This window comes from Bacillus cereus group sp. MYBK222-1 (genome assembly GCF_051916425.1).
Taxonomy (GTDB): Bacteria; Bacillota; Bacilli; order Bacillales; family Bacillaceae_G; genus Bacillus_A; species Bacillus_A paranthracis.
This window is the reverse complement of sequence record NZ_JBQAGP010000001.1, coordinates 461,426-479,028: the sequence shown is the minus strand read 5'-3', so window position 1 is coordinate 479,028 and position 17,603 is coordinate 461,426. Positions and strand designations below refer to the sequence as shown.

Sequence of the window (17,603 nt, the reverse complement as noted above, 5' to 3'; positions counted from 1 at the left end):
GAACGAAAGAGAATTGCATGTTACTGAAAACATCATGCAATTCTCTTACAAATTATGAAGTAGGTTCTGGTTTCTTTTTTACGTTCTTTGCATCTTTTGCTGGTTTAATCCAAATGATTGCTATAGCAGCACCAATCCCAGCGAGAATACTTGTTACATAAAACACTTCATGGTCAGCACCTTTCATGAAAAAAGAGTATAGAGGTGGTCCAGCTGCTACACCGATAAATCGCATAGAACTATAAAATGACGTAACCGTCCCCCTTTGCTCCTTTTCAATTCCTTGTGTAATGAGAGCATCTAAACATGGGAGTGCCATACCAATTCCTACCCCCATAATAACGAGACAAAGGAGTAGTAAATAAATTCCTTTTATAAATAAAGGAATGATGACTGATGCAGCAGCCATTAAAAAACCAATGTAAATACACTTCTTCATCACATTTTGGTTATCTCCAATTTTTTTGCCAGCCATATATGAACTAAGTGACAGTACAAGTAACGGGATTGCAAGTACACACCCTTTCCAAATACCATGAATGTCATACTTTGATTCCAATATAGTTGACAAATAAAAGAGAATTCCGAATAAAATAAGCATAATAATTGCACCTAATGCAAAAATGGCAATTAACCATCTTCCTTTTTCTCGAAACGTAGCAAGAATTGATTTTATAAACTCTTTAAGCGGTGGTACTTCTCCTTCTTGTTTCTTTGCCTTTACTAGAACAAGTAATAAAACAATTGATACTACGCATAAAACTGGAATCGCCCAAAACGGCAAGAACCATACAATGGCAGCCAGAGCAGATCCTAAAATAGGGCTCAACACTTTCCCAAATGTATTGGATGTTTCGATGATTCCTAAACCTGTACTAACTTGTTTTTCATCTTTGTATAAATCACCAACACACGGTATAACAACTGGCATTGCACCAGCAGCACCAATACCTTGAATCGCTCTACCGATCAATATCCAAGTGTAGGGATTATCAACTTTCCAAGATACCCAACCAGTTATCGCTCCTCCTATAGCCGCAATCAGCAAACTCGGAACCATTACCATCTTTCGTCCCCATCTATCTGATAAATAACCAGCAATCGGTATAAGTAGAATGGCTACGATAGAATAAATGGTAATAATCATGGATACTTGAAACGATGAAATATGTAATTTCTTTTCAATAGTCGGCAGAATTGGAATGAGCATTGAATTCCCTAATGTCATAACAAGTGGAACTGATGCAAGCGCAATCAAACAACAGTTTTCTTTTTTTAACATGTTGGCTTCGAAACCTTTCATCATATATTTCTTACCATATAATAGCCCTGCTGGAACGTAACTTTTCATTCCACCAGGGCTATTACATTTTTACTACTTCCCATTCACAACAAAAGAAATTGGGGAAAATATAGTATTATTCCTATTCTTTGAATCCAGTTCACAATATATCCATACCAATTAATTGAAAAAAAAAGAAAGGAAGAATCCTTCCTTTCTCCTATAACCTTCTACAATTAGCGAGTATATCCGCCACCAAGTTGTTGTTCTGCCATCGCTACAAGGCGTTTTGTAATTTCACCGCCTACAGAACCGTTTGCACGTGAAGAAGTATCAGCGCCAAGTTGTACACCAAACTCTTGTGCAATTTCATATTTCATTTGATCTAAAGCCGCTTGTGCTCCATGTGATGCTAATTGATTAGAATTACGATTTCTAGCCATTACCAATCACCTCCTTATTTATATATAAATTGTGTTAAATTTTAATTTAAATACATGGTAATTTTTGGTTATTTATATTTTTAAAAAAGAGTCTCTACAATGAGAGACTCTTACATCATTTTATACTAAGAAGTTACTACTTCTAAATTTCTATTTGTTAGTACTTTCATTTCTTCTTTTCATATATCTTTCGCATTATGTCCAAACCATTCGAGTGAAACAAAAAAGGTATACTTTAATTGGTATACCTCTTTCAAACATACACTTTACATAATAATATTATTAATATCTTTCCAACAATACGCTGTCTCTTCCACCTGTAATCTTTCTAAAAATTTTGTATCAATTTTTTCTGGATTAAACTTTTCATAAAACGTTTTAGAAGGGTTATTCGTAACAACCCATACTAAAAGTGATTGCATATTATTGTTTGTACATTCAGATAGTAAAGCTTGAAATAACTTTTGTCCTATTTTCATGCCTTGATACTCTTGTAAAAGGTAAATCGCATATAATTCTCCATCACAATTATATGTACCAGTTCTTTCTGCTCCTCCATCGATGAATCCAACTATTTCTCCATTTAACGTCTCTGCTACAAATCTAAATTGATGGTTACTTTCTTTTTGAAAAATGTTTTCCCATTGTTTTTCCCGTTTCTCATATGTTATATTTTCTAAAATCTCGTTAGGGAATATGCCTTGATATGTCGTTTTCCAACTATCAGCGTGGACCTTTGCTATACCTGGTATATCATCTTTTATCGCTCTTCTAATATGTATTTCCATCATTTCTCCCCCTCGTTTACTCATCATTATATCAATTTACTTCCTTAAAAATCCAAACAAAAAAGAGTGAATTCACTTCACTCTTTTTTGTTACAATTATCTACTTTCCACTTCAACTGAAACAACACGATCTATCTCTTTTAGTGAGCTATATAACTCAGTTGTATATAAATCTTCTGGAGCTAAAATAACCATCTCTAATTGCTGAAATGCTCCACTATCTATATCTTTAATCTTCACGCGTTTTACATGCATTCCTAAATTTTTAATCTGCTTAAATATACCATCTAACTCATGATGCTCTTTTACAGTAATTTTAATAGACAAGTCCTTTTGTCTTAATGAATACGGTCCTGCAATTTTCACAAGTTGCGGAAGTACATTAATTGCTAAAATAATTAAAATCATAGCAACCGTCGCTTGTAAATAAAATCCTGCTCCAATCGCAATACCTAAAGCTGAAGCAGCCCACACCATAGAGGCGGTCGTTAATCCAGAAATAACGTCATTACTTCTTCGTAAAATAACACCTGCTCCAAGAAAACCAATTCCACTCACAATTTGAGCAGCTAAACGCATGGGATCCATATTTGTATGCCCTGGAACAGAATATACATGTACAGATTCAATTGAAACCATCGTAATTAAACAACTTGCTACAGAAATAACCATACTTGTTTTCACACCAAGTGGTTTATTCTTTAGCTGCCTATCTATCCCGATGAATAATCCTAAAAAGAGTGCTAAACCTAATTTGAGTAAAAATTCATATGACATATTTCCAGTCTCCTTACTTTACAATGTTTCCCTTGGAATAATTCACTATAACTCTTTTATGATATCAATTCCAGTCTTTTCTATTCATTTAACGTAAAAAACCGAAAAAACATTTGTGACGATGTTTCTCCGGCTTTTTATTACGCTTAAAACTCTTCTTTATTTCTTATCTTTAATCTTAATCTCTGCATCTTTGTAGAATGCTAATTTACTGTCATTATACTCTTTTGTAAAATTGTTAAATTGCTCTTTTGATTTTTGTGCTTCCATAGTTAATTCATTAACAGCCTTAACTTTTTCACCAATCTCTTTTAATTTCGTTTCTTTTACTTTTAATTTTTCATACAATTCTTTTTCGGTCGCTAACGCCTTCGTATAATTTTCATTCATCTTTTGGAATGCATCATAACGATTTTTATACGACTCTTCTACTGCTTTCGCTTGTTTTTGTAACTTTTTATCTTCAAGCTTCTCTATATTTCCTTGAACAGATTTCGTTTCTTTCTGAGCTTTTTCTAGCATTTCTTTCTCATTTTTCAAAGCTTTTTCACGATCATCTACATTGGCAGTAGCCTGCTCTATTTTCTTCATAACAGCGTCATTATGATCTTTACCTTCTTGTAAAATTTGAGAATATAGTTCTTGGCCTTCCTTCTCTAACTTCTCTAATTTTTTCGCTTCATCAACTAATGATTTCTCTTGTGTCGCCGCTGTTTCAAAAGCTGTATATAGGTTTTCTTCTGGTTTTTCACCGAAACAACCTGTTAATAGTCCTACTGATAGTGCTCCAACTACTGCTACTTTTCCATACTTCAACGTTCATTCCTCCATTACATACGGTTATCATGCCAGAAATTCACTGGGAAGTGACTCTCTTCATGATAAGCTTCAAACTCATAACCCTTTTCTTTTAACCCTTTTAAAATTGCTGGCACAGCAGCAACTGATTGCGGATGAATATCATGCATTAAAATGACTTCTTGTGGTTTTGTTGCATTTGTTAATACATTTTGAGCAATTTGTGCTGCAGCTGCATCAACTTGCATTTTATTATATTTCCAATCTAATGAATCAATTGTCCAATCCCACACTTTAAAGCCGCCCTCTACCACTTTATTTCGAAGACTTTCATTTAATCCAGGCATTGAACCGTATGGTGGACGTGTTAATTTAGGTGATTTCCCAATAATATTGGCGATTAAGCTTTGATCTTCTTTCATCTCATTTACATACTCGCCATTTTTATATAACTTTGCAAAATTATGCGTCATACTATGCATTCCTACATAATGACCTTCTGCATTTTCTCGTTTCACTAAATCTGGAAACTCTTTTACATTCGCTCCAATTAAAAAGAATGTCGCCTTCGCATCATGTTGTTTTAACGTATTTAATAATTCAGCCGTATATTTCCCCGGGCCATCATCAAATGTAAGATAAGCAACTTTTCTTTCCTTGCCATTAAAACGACTTGGTGCCGTTTTATTCATTTCTACTTTCGGTTGTTCACTTGCGAGTTGTACTACATTTTCTTGTTTTGCAACAGCCTTTGCTGGTGAAGTAATGGATTGAAACATGAAATACCCAATAGCTACTGCTGCAATCGCTATTAAAACGAATACTACTCGTTTAATTTTAAAAGCTTTTTCCATTCTATCGAATTCCTCTCCCTATTAATCTTATATATAAATCACCCAATATAATTATACATCTATTTATTTTATTACACTATATAAACAGACCTATATATGTATTATAATGGGAGTTTTATCAAAATGGTCGTTCCTATTCCTTCTTTACTTATAATATTTATTGTACCTCCATGAAGCTCCACCATTTTTTTAACGATGGCTAAACCAAGACCCGCACCTGTAGCATAATTATTAATCTGGTAAAATGACTGTTCTATATACAGTAAATGCTCTTTAGCAATTCCAATCCCTTCGTCTTTCACCTTTATCACTGCTTGTCCTTTATTTTTAGTCACTTCAATATATACTTTACCATTTTTATGTGAATATTTAATGGCATTTTAAACAATATTCAAGAAAATTTGCTTTAGTCTATTTCGATCTCCTATCAATTCGATTCTTTCTATAGTTTTGATGAATTGCATTTGCTTCTCTTCAGCATTAGGAGTTAATTGCCAAATCTTCTCCTCTAGTATATCGTATAATTGCACCTTTTGTTTATATAAATTGAAATGATTTAAGTATAAAAAATCGTTACAGAAAAGTTACAAATCCATCTCGATAAAAAAAGATTGGCAAAGGCCAATCTTTTTTTATTATTCATTTCGAACTGGCTTTGGTGTTACACCTAAATGTTCATTTAATTTTTTCGAAATATCTTTCACATTTTTTTCATTTGGAATGTAATAATAAATGCCTCCGATACGTTTATCCGTACCTTCCACTTGCATTTTTTCCATTTCCAAATTAGATCCTGCCATATTTTTCGTAATAGCAAGCATATCATCGAAAGTTAAGTTCGTTTTCATATTTTTATCAACCGCATCAAGTAAAGAGCCCATTTTGCTAATAGATTGAACAGACATCGCTTTTTTAGCAATTGCTTCAATTACAAGTTGTTGTCTTTGACCACGCATTGCATCACTGTCAATTTTACGCGTTCTTGCAAGCGCAAGTGCTTGTTCTCCATTTAAATGTTGGTAGCCTTTCTCTAAATGAATCATACCTGCTTGGTCTTTACTATCTTGTTCAGTGAAAGTAACTGGTACATCAATATCAATACCACCAAGTGAATCGACAATTTGTACGAATGATTCAAAGTTAAACTTCACATAATAATCAACAGGAACATTTAAAAATCTTTCCACTGTATCGCGTGTACTTTCAACACCACCAAATACGTGTGCATGTGTAATTTTATCTAATTTCTTTCTAGATGGAATATATACACGTGAATCACGCGGAATACTTACTAATTTAACTGATTTATCATCTTTATTAATTGTTGCTAATAAAAGTGCATCTGTTCGAACAGCTTCTCCGTATTGGCTTTTTCTCATTTCACTACCATCAACACCCATAATTAGAATTGAAATGTTATCCTTTAAAGGTTCAACTTCTTTATCACGCTTCGATGATTTATCAATTTGTGCATATGCATCACTTACTACTGCTTTTGCTTTATTATATATTAACGATCCATATCCTACTCCACCAAAAATAAGTAAGAACAATGGAATTATAATGAACCATTTTATTGATTTTCTTTTAGAACGTTTTTTACTGCTTCTCGTATTCTGTTCTAATTCAGAGCTCATATCCATTCGCCTCTCTTTCTCTTTCCCAATTATAATGCAAGTCTATTAACCTTCATATTGAATTTCCTTTCAATTACCTTACAATTTTGTAAGGTTACTGCGCAAATCCAATATGTACTCCATTTCACATTATACTCTCGTGCTTATTTTTGGCAAGTCACTATTTATATAAAATTATTTTTTAAATTCATATATTATAATTTTATTAGTTTGGTGTATACATAGTTTGCTTTCCATTATTAATAATGAAAGCTGATTTTGCTTTTATTTTCGTCTTTTGTATTTCTATCTCTTCATTTGAGAAATTCACAATAATTTCAATATTTTTTCCATACGAAGCTGATTGTACTAACTTATCTTCTGACAAATATGCAAAGTTCGTCATTTCTTCTTTTACTGCCTTTTCATGAACTTCATTCCAAACTTTCAGGTGCTGCGTAATTTCTTGTTTATGCTTATTCCACTCTACTTTATCTAAATGGTACAACGGAGGAACGTTATACAATAATTCGTATAACATACGGTTTCTAACCTCATCTTTTACTTTCAAGCTTCCCCATTCCCAGTGGTGCGTTGTAATTACAGAATCATTGTATACTAATTTATATAATGGTACTGAATATGCAGGATTTAAATATACTTGTTTATACTCTTCTTTTAACGGTACTTGTTTCGCATATTTTTCTGGAACATTTTGATTCGGTGACCAATATCCACCTACATAATACGGACTTGTTTTATTTTTCCTCATATCTTCATCGTCCCATTTAATTACAGGCGTTTCAATACCATGAGCAAATGCAATCGTACTACTAGCAAAATCATTTCCGCCTTCAGAACCAACGACCATACCCTTTTCTTGCGCAATGTAGTCCATTCGTTTTAAACGTGCTTTTAAATCTTGCTCTTGTGTCGTTATATGTTTCGCTGAATAGTCATCGTAAATTTCACCTGTCGCATCACAATCAATAAACCATGAATTATATTTAGGTCCATTTTGTAATATATCGTTCATTCGTTCTTTTACACTAGGAAGAGATAAAGTTGGATTTAATTTTCGCCCTCTACCTAAAAACCCTTGCACCTTTTCTCCATTTTTCTTCGTTACAGTAGCCTCTTCGTATAATGATGGGTCATTAAAGGATGCTGTGTTCCAATTTTTATCACTTTTTTCGTGAATGGAATGATATGAGTCATACGGACCAACTAAATACCCCATTTCCTTAGCTTCTGTCACGAAATTAGGTTGCATAAATCCTTGTTCCCAGTTTGGCAGACCAATCCACGCTTTTTCTATTCCTGCCTCTTTCATTTCCTTTAGTATGTCCGTTCCATCTGCATTACCCCATTTACTTACCTCTTCAACCGCATCACCAAGTAGCGACTTTAATAAATGCTTATTTAAGCTATACAATTCTGTATTCGTTAAGTGACCTACACCTTTCTTTAATAGCACACTAGCTTCCTGATTAACGTTTTGAAAAATATCATCTTTATAAAATTCTTTCATTGATAACACTTCGTTTATATAACGTAAAATAACATTTTTTTGATACTTATCAATGAAATCTTGTTTACTTACTTGATCTAATACATTCAATTCCCCAGGCTCTGAACTATATTTTTGAATAAGCTCTTTTATATGGCTAAACAAAGGGCTATTTATTTTCTCTCTTAGCTTTGGCCAATTTACATTACTTTCTGATAAGCCATTTTGATTCCAAAAATAAAAATGAGCTGCACCGTAAAGCTTTTCTATCTCTTTATTTTTTCTAGCCTTTTCTTTTAATGTTTTAAATTCACCTTTTCGAGCGATATTGTCTTTATACAGTTTAGCAATACTTACTACATCATTATTTGTCACATATACTTGAAATCCATATGTTTTATTTTTATTTATACGCGGAAATTCATGTATAAAATCAAACCCGATTTTCGGATCCGAATGAAATTTCACCTCATTATTAAACATATTGTTCGCGATATATACAATTGAATATTTCAAACCATTTAATGCGAAAAACTTCATAGAAAATGATTCAGCAAATGAATATGCATCATCCTTTAAAAACTTCTTCCAATTTTCATCATTACTCGAAATTTGCTTCCCTTCCCATAACGGAAGTGTATAATTTTCAGCTTGTACTTTCGGCCAAGTAAAGCTTTCTGCACCAGTCGATTCTACTTCAATATTTAAGTGATCTTTTTTCTTCTCTAGACTCACTTTTACTTTTTGATCTGGATATTCCCAAGATGTACGATCCTTTTCTTTTTTTACATTCAACACCTTCATTTTCGGCAAGGGCTGTGATGCCAGTGCCTTTACGCCATCATGTTCTACAATTAACGTGAAAGTCTCTGGATTGACATCATAAGTAAATTCTTTATACGTTGCTTTCTTTATTTTAGACTCTTGAACAGTATTGCTACCTTTTACATCACACCCGACTAAAGTCGAAAATGACATCGTTGTAAGAAGACATATTGCTATCATTTTTTTCATCTTCTGCACCTCCACCACTGAATATACAGAGGCTTTGTTACAGGAATGTGGCAAAAAAATAGAACCAGCATAATGCTAGCTCTATTTTTGGGATTAAAAATAAATATATATGGGCAACTATAATCTGCTTAATATATATAGTACAATAACCGTGTTTTTTCATCCTCACTAATTATAAAAGCAAATCATTCAAAGCTTTAACATGCATTTCTTAACTAAAAAAATAAGTGTATATAACATACGCTAAAACTAGCACTAAAATTACTATCGCTGTACCTTTCCAATTCATACCACCCGCCATATCAACTGGACTACCCGTTTCAGCTCTGTTGAGCCCATCATGTAAAGAACCGGTAGAATTGTTTTTCAATTCACTTTGCCTTATACGTTCTCTTTTTTCTTCCGGTAACTCTTTCTTCATATGATCCGTTCACCTCCAAGTTAATATACTCTTTACTAAATTATACATTCATATTTTTCTTTTATATGCAAACATATTTACAACATAAAGAAAGCTAGCGATACTAGCTTTCTTTATAATCCAATATGTTCTTCTTTATTTACAGTAATCCCTCTATGATCAATTTCTAGCTCACACACTTTCATAGACGTAAATACTCTCGCTAATTGCTCAGCAATTTCTTGACGTTTCTCATACGGCGTTAATATAAAAATAGATGGTCCTGCACCGCTAAGCGCTGTACCGTATGCACCGAATTCTTTTGCACATTTACGAATAGATGGTAATAACGGTACAAGCTCTAAACGATACGGCTCGTGAAAATGATCCCTTTCCATCATTTCGCCTACAACTTTCCATTTCTTTTGACATAAAGCAGCTACTAATACATTACTTATTGCACTAGCCTTAACAGCTTCATGAAACGGGAATACATCTGGTAATACAGATCGACTTTCATCTGTATTTAGCTCTTCATTTGGAATAAGAGAAATAACACCTAATTCCTTACTTTCAATTCTTACAACCGAAACATTCTTTCCATCAAGTGCTCCGATTACAGTTCCTCCTAATATAGAAGCAGCAACATTATCAGGATGACCTTCAAAATTTGTAGCAATTTGAACTCTTTGATCAGTCGTTAAGTTCAATTTTCCGAGTTGATTCGCAAGCTCTATCCCAGCTACAATTGCTGATGCACTACTTCCTAGACCTCTTGTTAGCGGAATGTTACTAGTAACTTCTATTATATAGGGTGATAAAGAAGGACATACTTTACATGCCGTGCTAACAATTAAATTTTTATCGTCTGTCGGAATTGAATCTTCAAAGGAATGGATTACTTGCCATTTATCAACTTTTTCTTTAACTACTACATGTAAATATAATGACAAAGCTATTCCTACTGAATCGAATCCAGGTCCAACATTCGCTGTACTAGCAGGAACACGAATACTTAATGGTATCACGACATAATCACCCCTTTAATATGCTCTTTAATTTGTTCTATATTATTTGAAATACTTGCAATATCTAATGTATTAGAAGAAATTGCGATATCAGGATCTTTCAAGCCGTTTCCAGTTAAAACTGCAACAACTGTTTCTCCTTTTTTGATTTTTCCAGATTGAACATGTTTCATTACGCCAGCTAATGAAGCATTCGATCCTGGCTCAGCGAAAACCCCTTCCGATTTTGCTAATAATCTATACGCATGTAAAATTTCTTCATCTGATACCATATCTATTTCACCGTGAGATTGCTCAGCAGCCTCTACTGCATATGACCAACTTGCTGGGTTACCGATGCGAATCGCTGTTGCAATTGTTTCTGGCTCGTCAATTACATGCCCTTTTACAATAGCAGCTGCTCCTTCCGCTTCAAATCCATGAATTCTTGGCTTCTTATATCCTTTTTCTTTCTCATATTCACAGAAACCCTTCCAGTACGCTGTAATATTCCCAGCATTCCCAACAGGAATCGCTAAAACATCTGGTGCACTTTGCAATTGGTCACAAATTTCAAATGCTGCTGTTTTTTGCCCTTCAATTCGATAAGGATTTACCGAGTTAACTAATGTGATTGGCTCTTCTGCAGCAATATTTCTTACAGCCTTTAGTGCATCATCAAAATTTCCTTCTATTGAAATAATTTCAGCACCATAGGCAACTGCTTGCGCTAATTTTCCATGTGCAATTTTCCCTTCTGGGATTACGATAATACATTTCATTCCAAGACGTGCCGCGTATGCTGCGGCCGATGCTGATGTATTACCTGTTGACGCACAAATAATGGCCTCCGAACCTTCTTCTTTTGCCTTTGCGACTGCCATTACCATACCACGATCTTTAAAGGAACCTGTCGGATTCGCTCCTTCGTACTTACCATATAACTGAATCCCTAATTGTTTTGATATATTTAATAACGGAATAAGGGGTGTATTTCCTTCCATTAAGCTCACATCAGGTGTGTTTTCGTTTACCGGTAAATAAGAAGCATATTGGTTTAATAGTCCTTTATACATATTGTTTTTCCTCCTCAATAATGTAGTAACTGTTTATTTCACTTGCGACATCTTCTATCGCTCCTAAAACTCGTTCGAATTGATACTTTGAAGTTTGATGTGTCACAACAACGACTTCTGCAAGTTCACGATTTAAAGGTAATTGAATCACTTCTTTTAAACTTACAGAATAATTAACGAAACATTCTGTTATTTTTTGCAACATCCCAGGTTCATCTCGTAATGAGATACGTAAGAAATATTTCGAAACGACTTCTTCATCCCCTTGTAATTCGTACGGTTCCGGTTCTTTTAACGCACTTTTATTTTTCTGAACTTGATTCATATTTTTAACGATTGAAATAATATCACTTACTACAGCAGAACCAGTCGGTAACTTCCCAGCTCCAGGTCCGTAAAACATTACTTCTCCTACCGCTTGCCCGTGAACATATACTGCATTAAATTCATTATTTACATTCGATAATGGATGATGACTAGGTAAAAGAGTCGGTTCTACACTTAAATGAATGGCTGATCCTTGTTTCTCTGCTTTACCAATTAATTTCATTGTAAACCCTAACTTTTCAGCCATTTGTAAATCTTCTTTTTCGACCTTTCGAATCCCTCTTACTTGCACATCATCTAAAGAAACATTCATTGAAAAACCTAAGTTTGCAAGAATCGCTACCTTTCTCGCCGCATCTAGCCCATCTACATCCGCTGTCGGATCTGATTCTGCGAAACCTAATTTTTGTGCTTCCTGTAAAGCCTCTTCATACGACCATCCATTTTGACTCATCTTTGTTAACATGTAATTTGTTGTACCATTTACAATCCCCATTATTTTTTCAATTTGATCTGATGCTAATCCGTCTGTTAACCCTCTTAACACCGGAATACCGCCCGCTACACTTGCCTCATAACATAAATCACAATCATTATCGTTCGCCAGTTGGAGAAGTTCTGCACCGTATACAGCCATTAAATCTTTATTTGCTGTTACGACATGTTTCTTATTTCGTAAAGCTTTAACAATATGCTGCTTCGCTTCTTCAATTCCGCCCATTACCTCTACTACAATATCAATATTTGAATCATTTAGAACTTCATCAACATGACTTGTTACTACGATTCCATCAATACAAACATCACGTTCTTTTTCTAAATCACGTACAGCGACTGTCTTCACTTTCACTTCATACCCTGTATCAAGTGAAATTTTTTTATAATGTTCTTTCAAAATATGGACAACACCACTTCCGACCGTACCTAATCCTAACACCCCTACATTAACAACATTATTCATCTTCTAATCTCCTCCTACAATTTTATTTTTTATCTTTATCAATCACCTTACTCTGCTTTTCAATCATGCAGGTGGTGGTTATTTCCGTACGTACAAATCGTTTCATGTTACAGCACCTCCTTTCAAAGTAATAAAAAAACACACTCATCCCTAGGAAAGGGACGAATGTGTTTTCGTGGTTCCACCCTTGTTCCAATCCAGACATATTTCCTCCTAGATTGCTCAAGTTCAGATAACGGCTGATTCCGTCAATAATTACTAGATTACTCGTTCACTATTGAAGTTCAAAGGTGGTAAAATCATTTCTCGTGTTAGGAAGCTCACACCCTTGACTTCCCTCTCTGTAAACCGTAAAAATGATTTCGTGTCCTTATCGTTACTTTTCGTTCATGTTTATTTGTTAACTCATTATACTCGCATAAAAAACAAAATCAATACTATTTTTTAATTATTTTTAATTTTCAATCTCTAAAACTATAAAAAAACACACTCATCCCTAGGAAAGGGACGAATGTGTTTTCGTGGTTCCACCCTTGTTCCAATCCAGACATATTTCCTCCTAGATTGCTCAAGTTCAGATAACGGCTGATTCCGTCAATAATTACTAGATTACTCGTTCACTATTGAAGTTCAAAGGTGGTAAAATCATTTCTCGTGTTAGGAAGCTCACACCCTTGACTTCCCTCTCTGTAAACCGTAAAAATGATTCCGTGTCCTTATCGTTACTTTTTCGTTCATGTCTATTTGTTAACTTATTATAGTTATCAACTTTTTAAAAAGCAAGCCTATTTTTGTTCATTATTTTTAAAAATACGAATCATTTTATTTTAAAATAACAAATCATCTAATATAGATTTCTACTCTTGCACATGTATTCATCACTTACAAACTAACAAGATTGATATTAAATTCTCATTCTAAAACGTTTAGAGTTTCACACCTCAACACTATATTTAAAAAGTAATTTTCTTAATACAATCTTTCCCTATAACTTTCTTCTAAAGAACGTGCAACATCCTCTTCTGAAGTATTCACTTTCGCATGCTCCAACAACATTTTTGCTGCTGAAGGTAACTCTTTTTTATGTAACCAAAATTCCGGATCCCACATTTTTGAACGAATAAAAGCTTTTGCACAATGAATATAGCATTCCTCTACTTCAACCACAATTCCAAGTAACGGATTGCGTCCATTTGCCTGCATTTCTTGCAAAATTTCTTCGTCGTTTGTTATATACGCTCGGCCATTTATTCTGAGTGTCTCCCCAAGGCCTGGGATAAAAAAGATTAATCCTACACGTGGATTGGAAATAATATTCAAAATGGAGTCTATACGGCGGTTGCCTGGTCTTTCTGGAATGATAATTTTATTATGGTTTAATACGTAAACAAATCCAGGTGCATCTCCTCTCGGTGAAGCATCACACTCTCCTAATTTATTTGCTGTAGATAATACTAGAAAAGGAGATTTAGACAGAAAATCTACGCAATGGTGGTCTAATGATGAAATAACCTTTTTCAAAGCTCGCTCACTTGGTTCCCCTAATATTTTCCGTAATTCTACCTCAGTTGAAATAATCGATTTTATTTCCGTCCTCTCTATACCCACTTATACCCTCTCCTTTTTTCTTTATTTCCCCAAAATTCATTACAAATATTGTATAATAAAATTTGCAGAAAGGGGAATTAAAATGACAGAGTGGTTAACGATATTTGATTCTGAAAGAAATATACTTGGGAAGAAATTACGTGATGAAGTGCACCGTGACGGTGATTGGCACGAAACATTTCATTGTTGGTTTGTAGAAAAAGATGATGAAGATATGTTCTTATATTTCCAATTACGCTCTAAAAATAAAAAAGAAGCCCCATGTATATGGGATATTACTTCAGCTGGACATATTATGCATGATGAAGATGTACAAATTGGTGGCCTTCGTGAAATTAAGGAAGAATTGGGGCTTTCTTTTCAAACGACTGATTTAGCATATAAGGGCATCTTTAAAATAGATTATGAAATTTCAAATCTTACGGATCGCGAGTTTTGTCATATGTATTTCCACAATGTCATCAATCCACTTCCATTCGCACCAGGTGAAGAAGTAGACGATGTGATGAAAATACATGCAACTTCTTTTCTACAGCTATTAAAAAGAGAGATTCCATCTTTTACAGCTACTTCTGTTTTGAGCAATAAACCGCTAACGATAACTTTTGATGATATCTATCCATATGATCTTGCATACTATGAATTTGTTGTTGAACAAGGAAAAGACTTACTAGAAAATAATAGTTTATAAATAAAATAGGACTCCTAGCATTATATTGCATGAAGTCCTATTTTTTCATTATTGTTCAAGCATTTTTAATCTACTCTCTACTCGTATAAATAAACGAATGATTAATAACAGCATAATCACCATAATCGCTATCATTGTATGTGGATATCTAAACAGTATACTAACAACACTTCCAATTAACATCATAATGAATCCGTTTTGCTTCATCACTTCTGCACTATACCTATTACCTACATCCCATAATTCTTTATTTTTCATAGATCGTTTCGTACGATAACCATATGCCGCATTAATATCGGTCGGTGGATTTTTTTGAAGGACAATCGCCGCAAGTATAAATATAATACCTATTAAAATACTCATTCCTATGTTTATTAGTGCATACATCAATTATATTCCCTCCTAACAACCTACAGCTTCATTATACGACAAAATCCTGTTTTTTCCAATTTAACAACACATTCACTTCCGCTCTTTCGATGTTTGGAACATACTTGGCAGCGTTACAAAGCGCGCCCCTTTCGTTTTTAACTGCGGAATCATTTTGTCTAGCGCCTCTACAGATCCTTGCAGGCGTCCACCTGGAGTTGAATGTTGAAGTATGATACTACCAGGGAATGAGTTCCCTAACACATTATTTGTAATCGTATCAGCACTTACACCTTTCCAATCAACTGTATCCACACTCCACTGTACAATCATAAAGTTTTGCTCAGTTGCCCAATGCAATTGATTTTCAAGTATTTCACCATACGGCGGGCGTATAAATTTAGGAGCATAGCCGGCTATACGTTTTAATATTTCTTCCGTTTTTATAATTTGATTACGGTACTCATCCTCATTTACTTTCGCTAAATTAGGATGACTATACGTATGATTACCAATTACATGCCCTTCATTCGCAATACGCTTTACGACATTCGGAAACTTTTCTGCATTTTCACCAAGCAGGAAAAAAGTCGCTTTTACATTATGTTGTTTTAACTTATCTAATATTTTTGGCGTGAATTCTAAATCCGGTCCATCATCAAATGTAAGTGCGACTTCCGCTTTATTGTACGGTCCTGAAAATGCGTACGCATATTTTTCGACCCAAGAAAATGGTGTCCACGATCCACGTTCATCTGCTTTCATTTGTACTTCATAATTTTGAGGGGTATATGCGTATGGCAATGAGTTTATATAGTCTCCATAATAAAATGAGTTATATGGCATATAGGCATACGAAACATCTCGTTCTAGCCCCCATTGATATGGAGCAAACCCTTCTGGTGAATAAAAATAATACATAATAAAAACCTCCCTAGAGTTTCATATGTGATTCATCTGCACTTTGTTAGAGAAATTGTTATTCATAAACAAAAATAAGACTGTCCGTCATTTGGACAGTCTTACTGCTGACTATTATTAATAAATTGATGTACTATCTTTCGGTAAAGCTTTCACATGTTTTAAATAACTTGTCACTCTGTCATCATCACCTTGCGGGTACGGATATCCATAAGCGTTAGCAATTTCGTTCGCCACTTCCCTAAATAAATTACCCATGACAAAGAATGATTCCCATATGTTTTCATATTCTGCATTAGAAAATGTCCTTTTAAATTGCTCCCACATATCTTTTTCAATATATTGCTCGAAATGCTTTCCAAACTTTCCTGCATTAACTGTAAAGTCTGTTTTCATACCAATATGCCATTCTAGCATTACGATGAACATATCCCGCACTGGACCATCAAGCATTCCTTTTGCATAAGAAAGTTCCTCACGCCATAACCCTTTTGCCACATTCGTACTACACCACCAAAACTCATTACAGCAACCTAAAAACTCTTTTTCTGTAGGCTTTTTTATTAAGTAATCTTTATCGCTTGCTGGCGGGAATTCTTCTATACAATTATCTTTATCGAGAAGTAATTTACTTAAACTATCTTGTCCAACGAAATTATTTATTAATTCAACTGGCACTAGTGTTAAATCAATCCGATTCCCATCCATGAACTGCATTAAATACGGAAACTTTCCGTCTCCATCTGGTGGAACTAATGACATTTCTTCCGGCATTTGTACAATCATTATTTCTCCAAATCTATGAATCCAATTATGATTAGACGTAAAGGATTGTATATCTTTTACAACATACATAATATCATAGTCTTGAAAACAATCTCTTTTCACATGTGGATTTACACGCGATCCATTCATAATAACTGCCCGGATTCTTTCATCCTCTTTTGCTGTATTTATAATTAAGTCCAGCATTTCTTTTTCAGTTCTCATCTATTCCTAACCTCCAATTTTTAATATAAACTTATATTTTGAAGTATGTTGGAGGTCCACGAGCTAACTGCGTTGTATACGATACAAGTTATAATTTTTCAAACATCTTTTTCATTCTATTTATCTCCTTTCGTTATTCTTTTACGAAAATGTAAAATCTTTCGGTATTCA

Annotated in this window: 17 protein-coding genes, 1 pseudogene and 2 other annotated features; of the genes and pseudogenes, 1 reads left to right on the top strand and 17 read right to left on the bottom strand. The window is 34.2% G+C overall.

Features of this window, described 5'->3' with window-relative positions; all coding sequences use genetic code 11:
• Positions 1 to 52 precede the first annotated feature (52 nt).
• The 14 genes and pseudogenes from ACTFR9_RS02460 to ACTFR9_RS02395 all read right to left on the bottom strand — a co-directional run bounded on the left by ACTFR9_RS02460 (position 53) and on the right by ACTFR9_RS02395 (position 14,461).
• Positions 53 to 1,282: an MFS transporter gene (locus ACTFR9_RS02460; protein WP_033670231.1), complete on the bottom strand. Its 1,230-nt coding sequence runs from the start codon at positions 1,280 to 1,282 to the stop codon at positions 53 to 55.
• A 236-nt stretch (positions 1,283 to 1,518) separates the two neighbouring features.
• Positions 1,519 to 1,725, bottom strand: coding sequence for an alpha/beta-type small acid-soluble spore protein (locus tag ACTFR9_RS02455; protein ID WP_000113545.1), 207 nt, complete (start codon positions 1,723 to 1,725; stop codon positions 1,519 to 1,521).
• A gap of 266 nt (positions 1,726 to 1,991) precedes the next feature.
• Positions 1,992 to 2,516: a GNAT family N-acetyltransferase gene (locus tag ACTFR9_RS02450; protein WP_048556916.1), complete on the bottom strand. Its 525-nt coding sequence runs from the start codon at positions 2,514 to 2,516 to the stop codon at positions 1,992 to 1,994.
• 93 nt (positions 2,517 to 2,609) lie between these two features.
• The gene (locus ACTFR9_RS02445; protein ID WP_000119508.1) at positions 2,610 to 3,290 is read right to left on the bottom strand and encodes an MgtC/SapB family protein; all 681 of its coding nucleotides are present in this window, start codon (positions 3,288 to 3,290) and stop codon (positions 2,610 to 2,612) included.
• Between the two features lie 159 nt (positions 3,291 to 3,449).
• Entirely contained in the window at positions 3,450 to 4,106 is a 657-nt protein-coding gene (locus ACTFR9_RS02440) for a YkyA family protein (protein WP_000873552.1), read from the bottom strand.
• 14 nt (positions 4,107 to 4,120) lie between these two features.
• Positions 4,121 to 4,942: a peptidoglycan-N-acetylglucosamine deacetylase gene (locus ACTFR9_RS02435; RefSeq protein ID WP_000409387.1), complete on the bottom strand. Its 822-nt coding sequence runs from the start codon at positions 4,940 to 4,942 to the stop codon at positions 4,121 to 4,123.
• A 101-nt stretch (positions 4,943 to 5,043) separates the two neighbouring features.
• Positions 5,044 to 5,508 (bottom strand): annotated as a pseudogene (locus tag ACTFR9_RS02430) (sensor histidine kinase); the annotation flags it as partial.
• A 69-nt stretch (positions 5,509 to 5,577) separates the two neighbouring features.
• Entirely contained in the window at positions 5,578 to 6,579 is a 1,002-nt protein-coding gene (locus ACTFR9_RS02425) for an LCP family protein (RefSeq protein ID WP_002163688.1), read from the bottom strand.
• Between the two features lie 205 nt (positions 6,580 to 6,784).
• Entirely contained in the window at positions 6,785 to 9,082 is a 2,298-nt protein-coding gene (locus ACTFR9_RS02420) for a glycoside hydrolase (RefSeq protein ID WP_000738160.1), read from the bottom strand.
• A gap of 211 nt (positions 9,083 to 9,293) precedes the next feature.
• A complete protein-coding gene (locus ACTFR9_RS02415; protein WP_000711908.1) occupies positions 9,294 to 9,503 on the bottom strand; it encodes a DUF6366 family protein in 210 nt (69 codons plus the stop codon).
• A gap of 113 nt (positions 9,504 to 9,616) precedes the next feature.
• Positions 9,617 to 10,510, bottom strand: a complete 894-nt coding sequence (gene thrB, locus ACTFR9_RS02410) for a homoserine kinase (protein ID WP_000612679.1) — start codon at positions 10,508 to 10,510, stop codon at positions 9,617 to 9,619.
• Positions 10,507 to 11,565, bottom strand: coding sequence for a threonine synthase (gene thrC / locus ACTFR9_RS02405; RefSeq protein WP_000276453.1), 1,059 nt, complete (start codon positions 11,563 to 11,565; stop codon positions 10,507 to 10,509). The genes thrB and thrC overlap by 4 nt, the downstream gene beginning before the upstream one ends.
• The gene (locus ACTFR9_RS02400; protein ID WP_229136398.1) at positions 11,558 to 12,853 is read right to left on the bottom strand and encodes a homoserine dehydrogenase; all 1,296 of its coding nucleotides are present in this window, start codon (positions 12,851 to 12,853) and stop codon (positions 11,558 to 11,560) included. Before ACTFR9_RS02400 ends, thrC begins: the two co-directional genes overlap by 8 nt.
• A 154-nt stretch (positions 12,854 to 13,007) precedes the next feature.
• Positions 13,008 to 13,239: a binding site (T-box leader), on the bottom strand.
• A 114-nt stretch (positions 13,240 to 13,353) separates the two neighbouring features.
• Positions 13,354 to 13,585: a binding site (T-box leader), on the bottom strand.
• Between the two features lie 237 nt (positions 13,586 to 13,822).
• Positions 13,823 to 14,461, bottom strand: a complete 639-nt coding sequence (locus tag ACTFR9_RS02395) for a pyridoxamine 5'-phosphate oxidase family protein (RefSeq protein ID WP_229136399.1) — start codon at positions 14,459 to 14,461, stop codon at positions 13,823 to 13,825.
• Positions 14,462 to 14,543: 82 nt separating this feature from the next.
• On the opposite strand from ACTFR9_RS02395, the gene ACTFR9_RS02390 reads away from it, so the two are divergent.
• Positions 14,544 to 15,152 (top strand): NUDIX hydrolase, encoded by a 609-nt coding sequence (locus ACTFR9_RS02390; protein WP_000141370.1) that lies wholly within the window; start codon positions 14,544 to 14,546, stop codon positions 15,150 to 15,152.
• Between the two features lie 48 nt (positions 15,153 to 15,200).
• Here the strand turns inward: ACTFR9_RS02390 and ACTFR9_RS02385 are convergent, their stop codons facing one another.
• From ACTFR9_RS02385 to ACTFR9_RS02375, 3 genes are all read right to left on the bottom strand, one after another.
• Entirely contained in the window at positions 15,201 to 15,539 is a 339-nt protein-coding gene (locus tag ACTFR9_RS02385; RefSeq protein ID WP_000271090.1) for an SdpI family protein, read from the bottom strand.
• A gap of 75 nt (positions 15,540 to 15,614) precedes the next feature.
• Positions 15,615 to 16,442 (bottom strand): peptidoglycan-N-acetylglucosamine deacetylase, encoded by an 828-nt coding sequence (locus ACTFR9_RS02380; protein ID WP_229136400.1) that lies wholly within the window; start codon positions 16,440 to 16,442, stop codon positions 15,615 to 15,617.
• Positions 16,443 to 16,559: 117 nt separating this feature from the next.
• The gene (locus tag ACTFR9_RS02375) at positions 16,560 to 17,432 is read right to left on the bottom strand and encodes an aminoglycoside 6-adenylyltransferase (RefSeq protein ID WP_229136401.1); all 873 of its coding nucleotides are present in this window, start codon (positions 17,430 to 17,432) and stop codon (positions 16,560 to 16,562) included.
• Between the last annotated feature and the right edge of the window lie 171 nt (positions 17,433 to 17,603).

Coding starts and splice junctions, on each gene's coding strand:
- ACTFR9_RS02380 (WP_229136400.1), bottom strand. CDS start 16,442: ATGTATTATTTTTATTCACCAGAAGGGTTTGCTCCATATCAATGGGGG.
- thrC (WP_000276453.1), bottom strand. CDS start 11,565: ATGTATAAAGGACTATTAAACCAATATGCTTCTTATTTACCGGTAAAC.
- ACTFR9_RS02390 (WP_000141370.1), top strand. CDS start 14,544: ATGACAGAGTGGTTAACGATATTTGATTCTGAAAGAAATATACTTGGG.
- ACTFR9_RS02415 (WP_000711908.1), bottom strand. CDS start 9,503: ATGAAGAAAGAGTTACCGGAAGAAAAAAGAGAACGTATAAGGCAAAGT.
- ACTFR9_RS02445 (WP_000119508.1), bottom strand. CDS start 3,290: ATGTCATATGAATTTTTACTCAAATTAGGTTTAGCACTCTTTTTAGGA.
- ACTFR9_RS02455 (WP_000113545.1), bottom strand. CDS start 1,725: ATGGCTAGAAATCGTAATTCTAATCAATTAGCATCACATGGAGCACAA.
- ACTFR9_RS02375 (WP_229136401.1), bottom strand. CDS start 17,432: ATGAGAACTGAAAAAGAAATGCTGGACTTAATTATAAATACAGCAAAA.
- ACTFR9_RS02425 (WP_002163688.1), bottom strand. CDS start 6,579: ATGAGCTCTGAATTAGAACAGAATACGAGAAGCAGTAAAAAACGTTCT.
- ACTFR9_RS02435 (WP_000409387.1), bottom strand. CDS start 4,942: ATGGAAAAAGCTTTTAAAATTAAACGAGTAGTATTCGTTTTAATAGCG.
- ACTFR9_RS02460 (WP_033670231.1), bottom strand. CDS start 1,282: ATGTTAAAAAAAGAAAACTGTTGTTTGATTGCGCTTGCATCAGTTCCA.
- ACTFR9_RS02385 (WP_000271090.1), bottom strand. CDS start 15,539: ATGTATGCACTAATAAACATAGGAATGAGTATTTTAATAGGTATTATA.
- ACTFR9_RS02420 (WP_000738160.1), bottom strand. CDS start 9,082: ATGAAAAAAATGATAGCAATATGTCTTCTTACAACGATGTCATTTTCG.
- ACTFR9_RS02400 (WP_229136398.1), bottom strand. CDS start 12,853: ATGAATAATGTTGTTAATGTAGGGGTGTTAGGATTAGGTACGGTCGGA.
- ACTFR9_RS02450 (WP_048556916.1), bottom strand. CDS start 2,516: ATGATGGAAATACATATTAGAAGAGCGATAAAAGATGATATACCAGGT.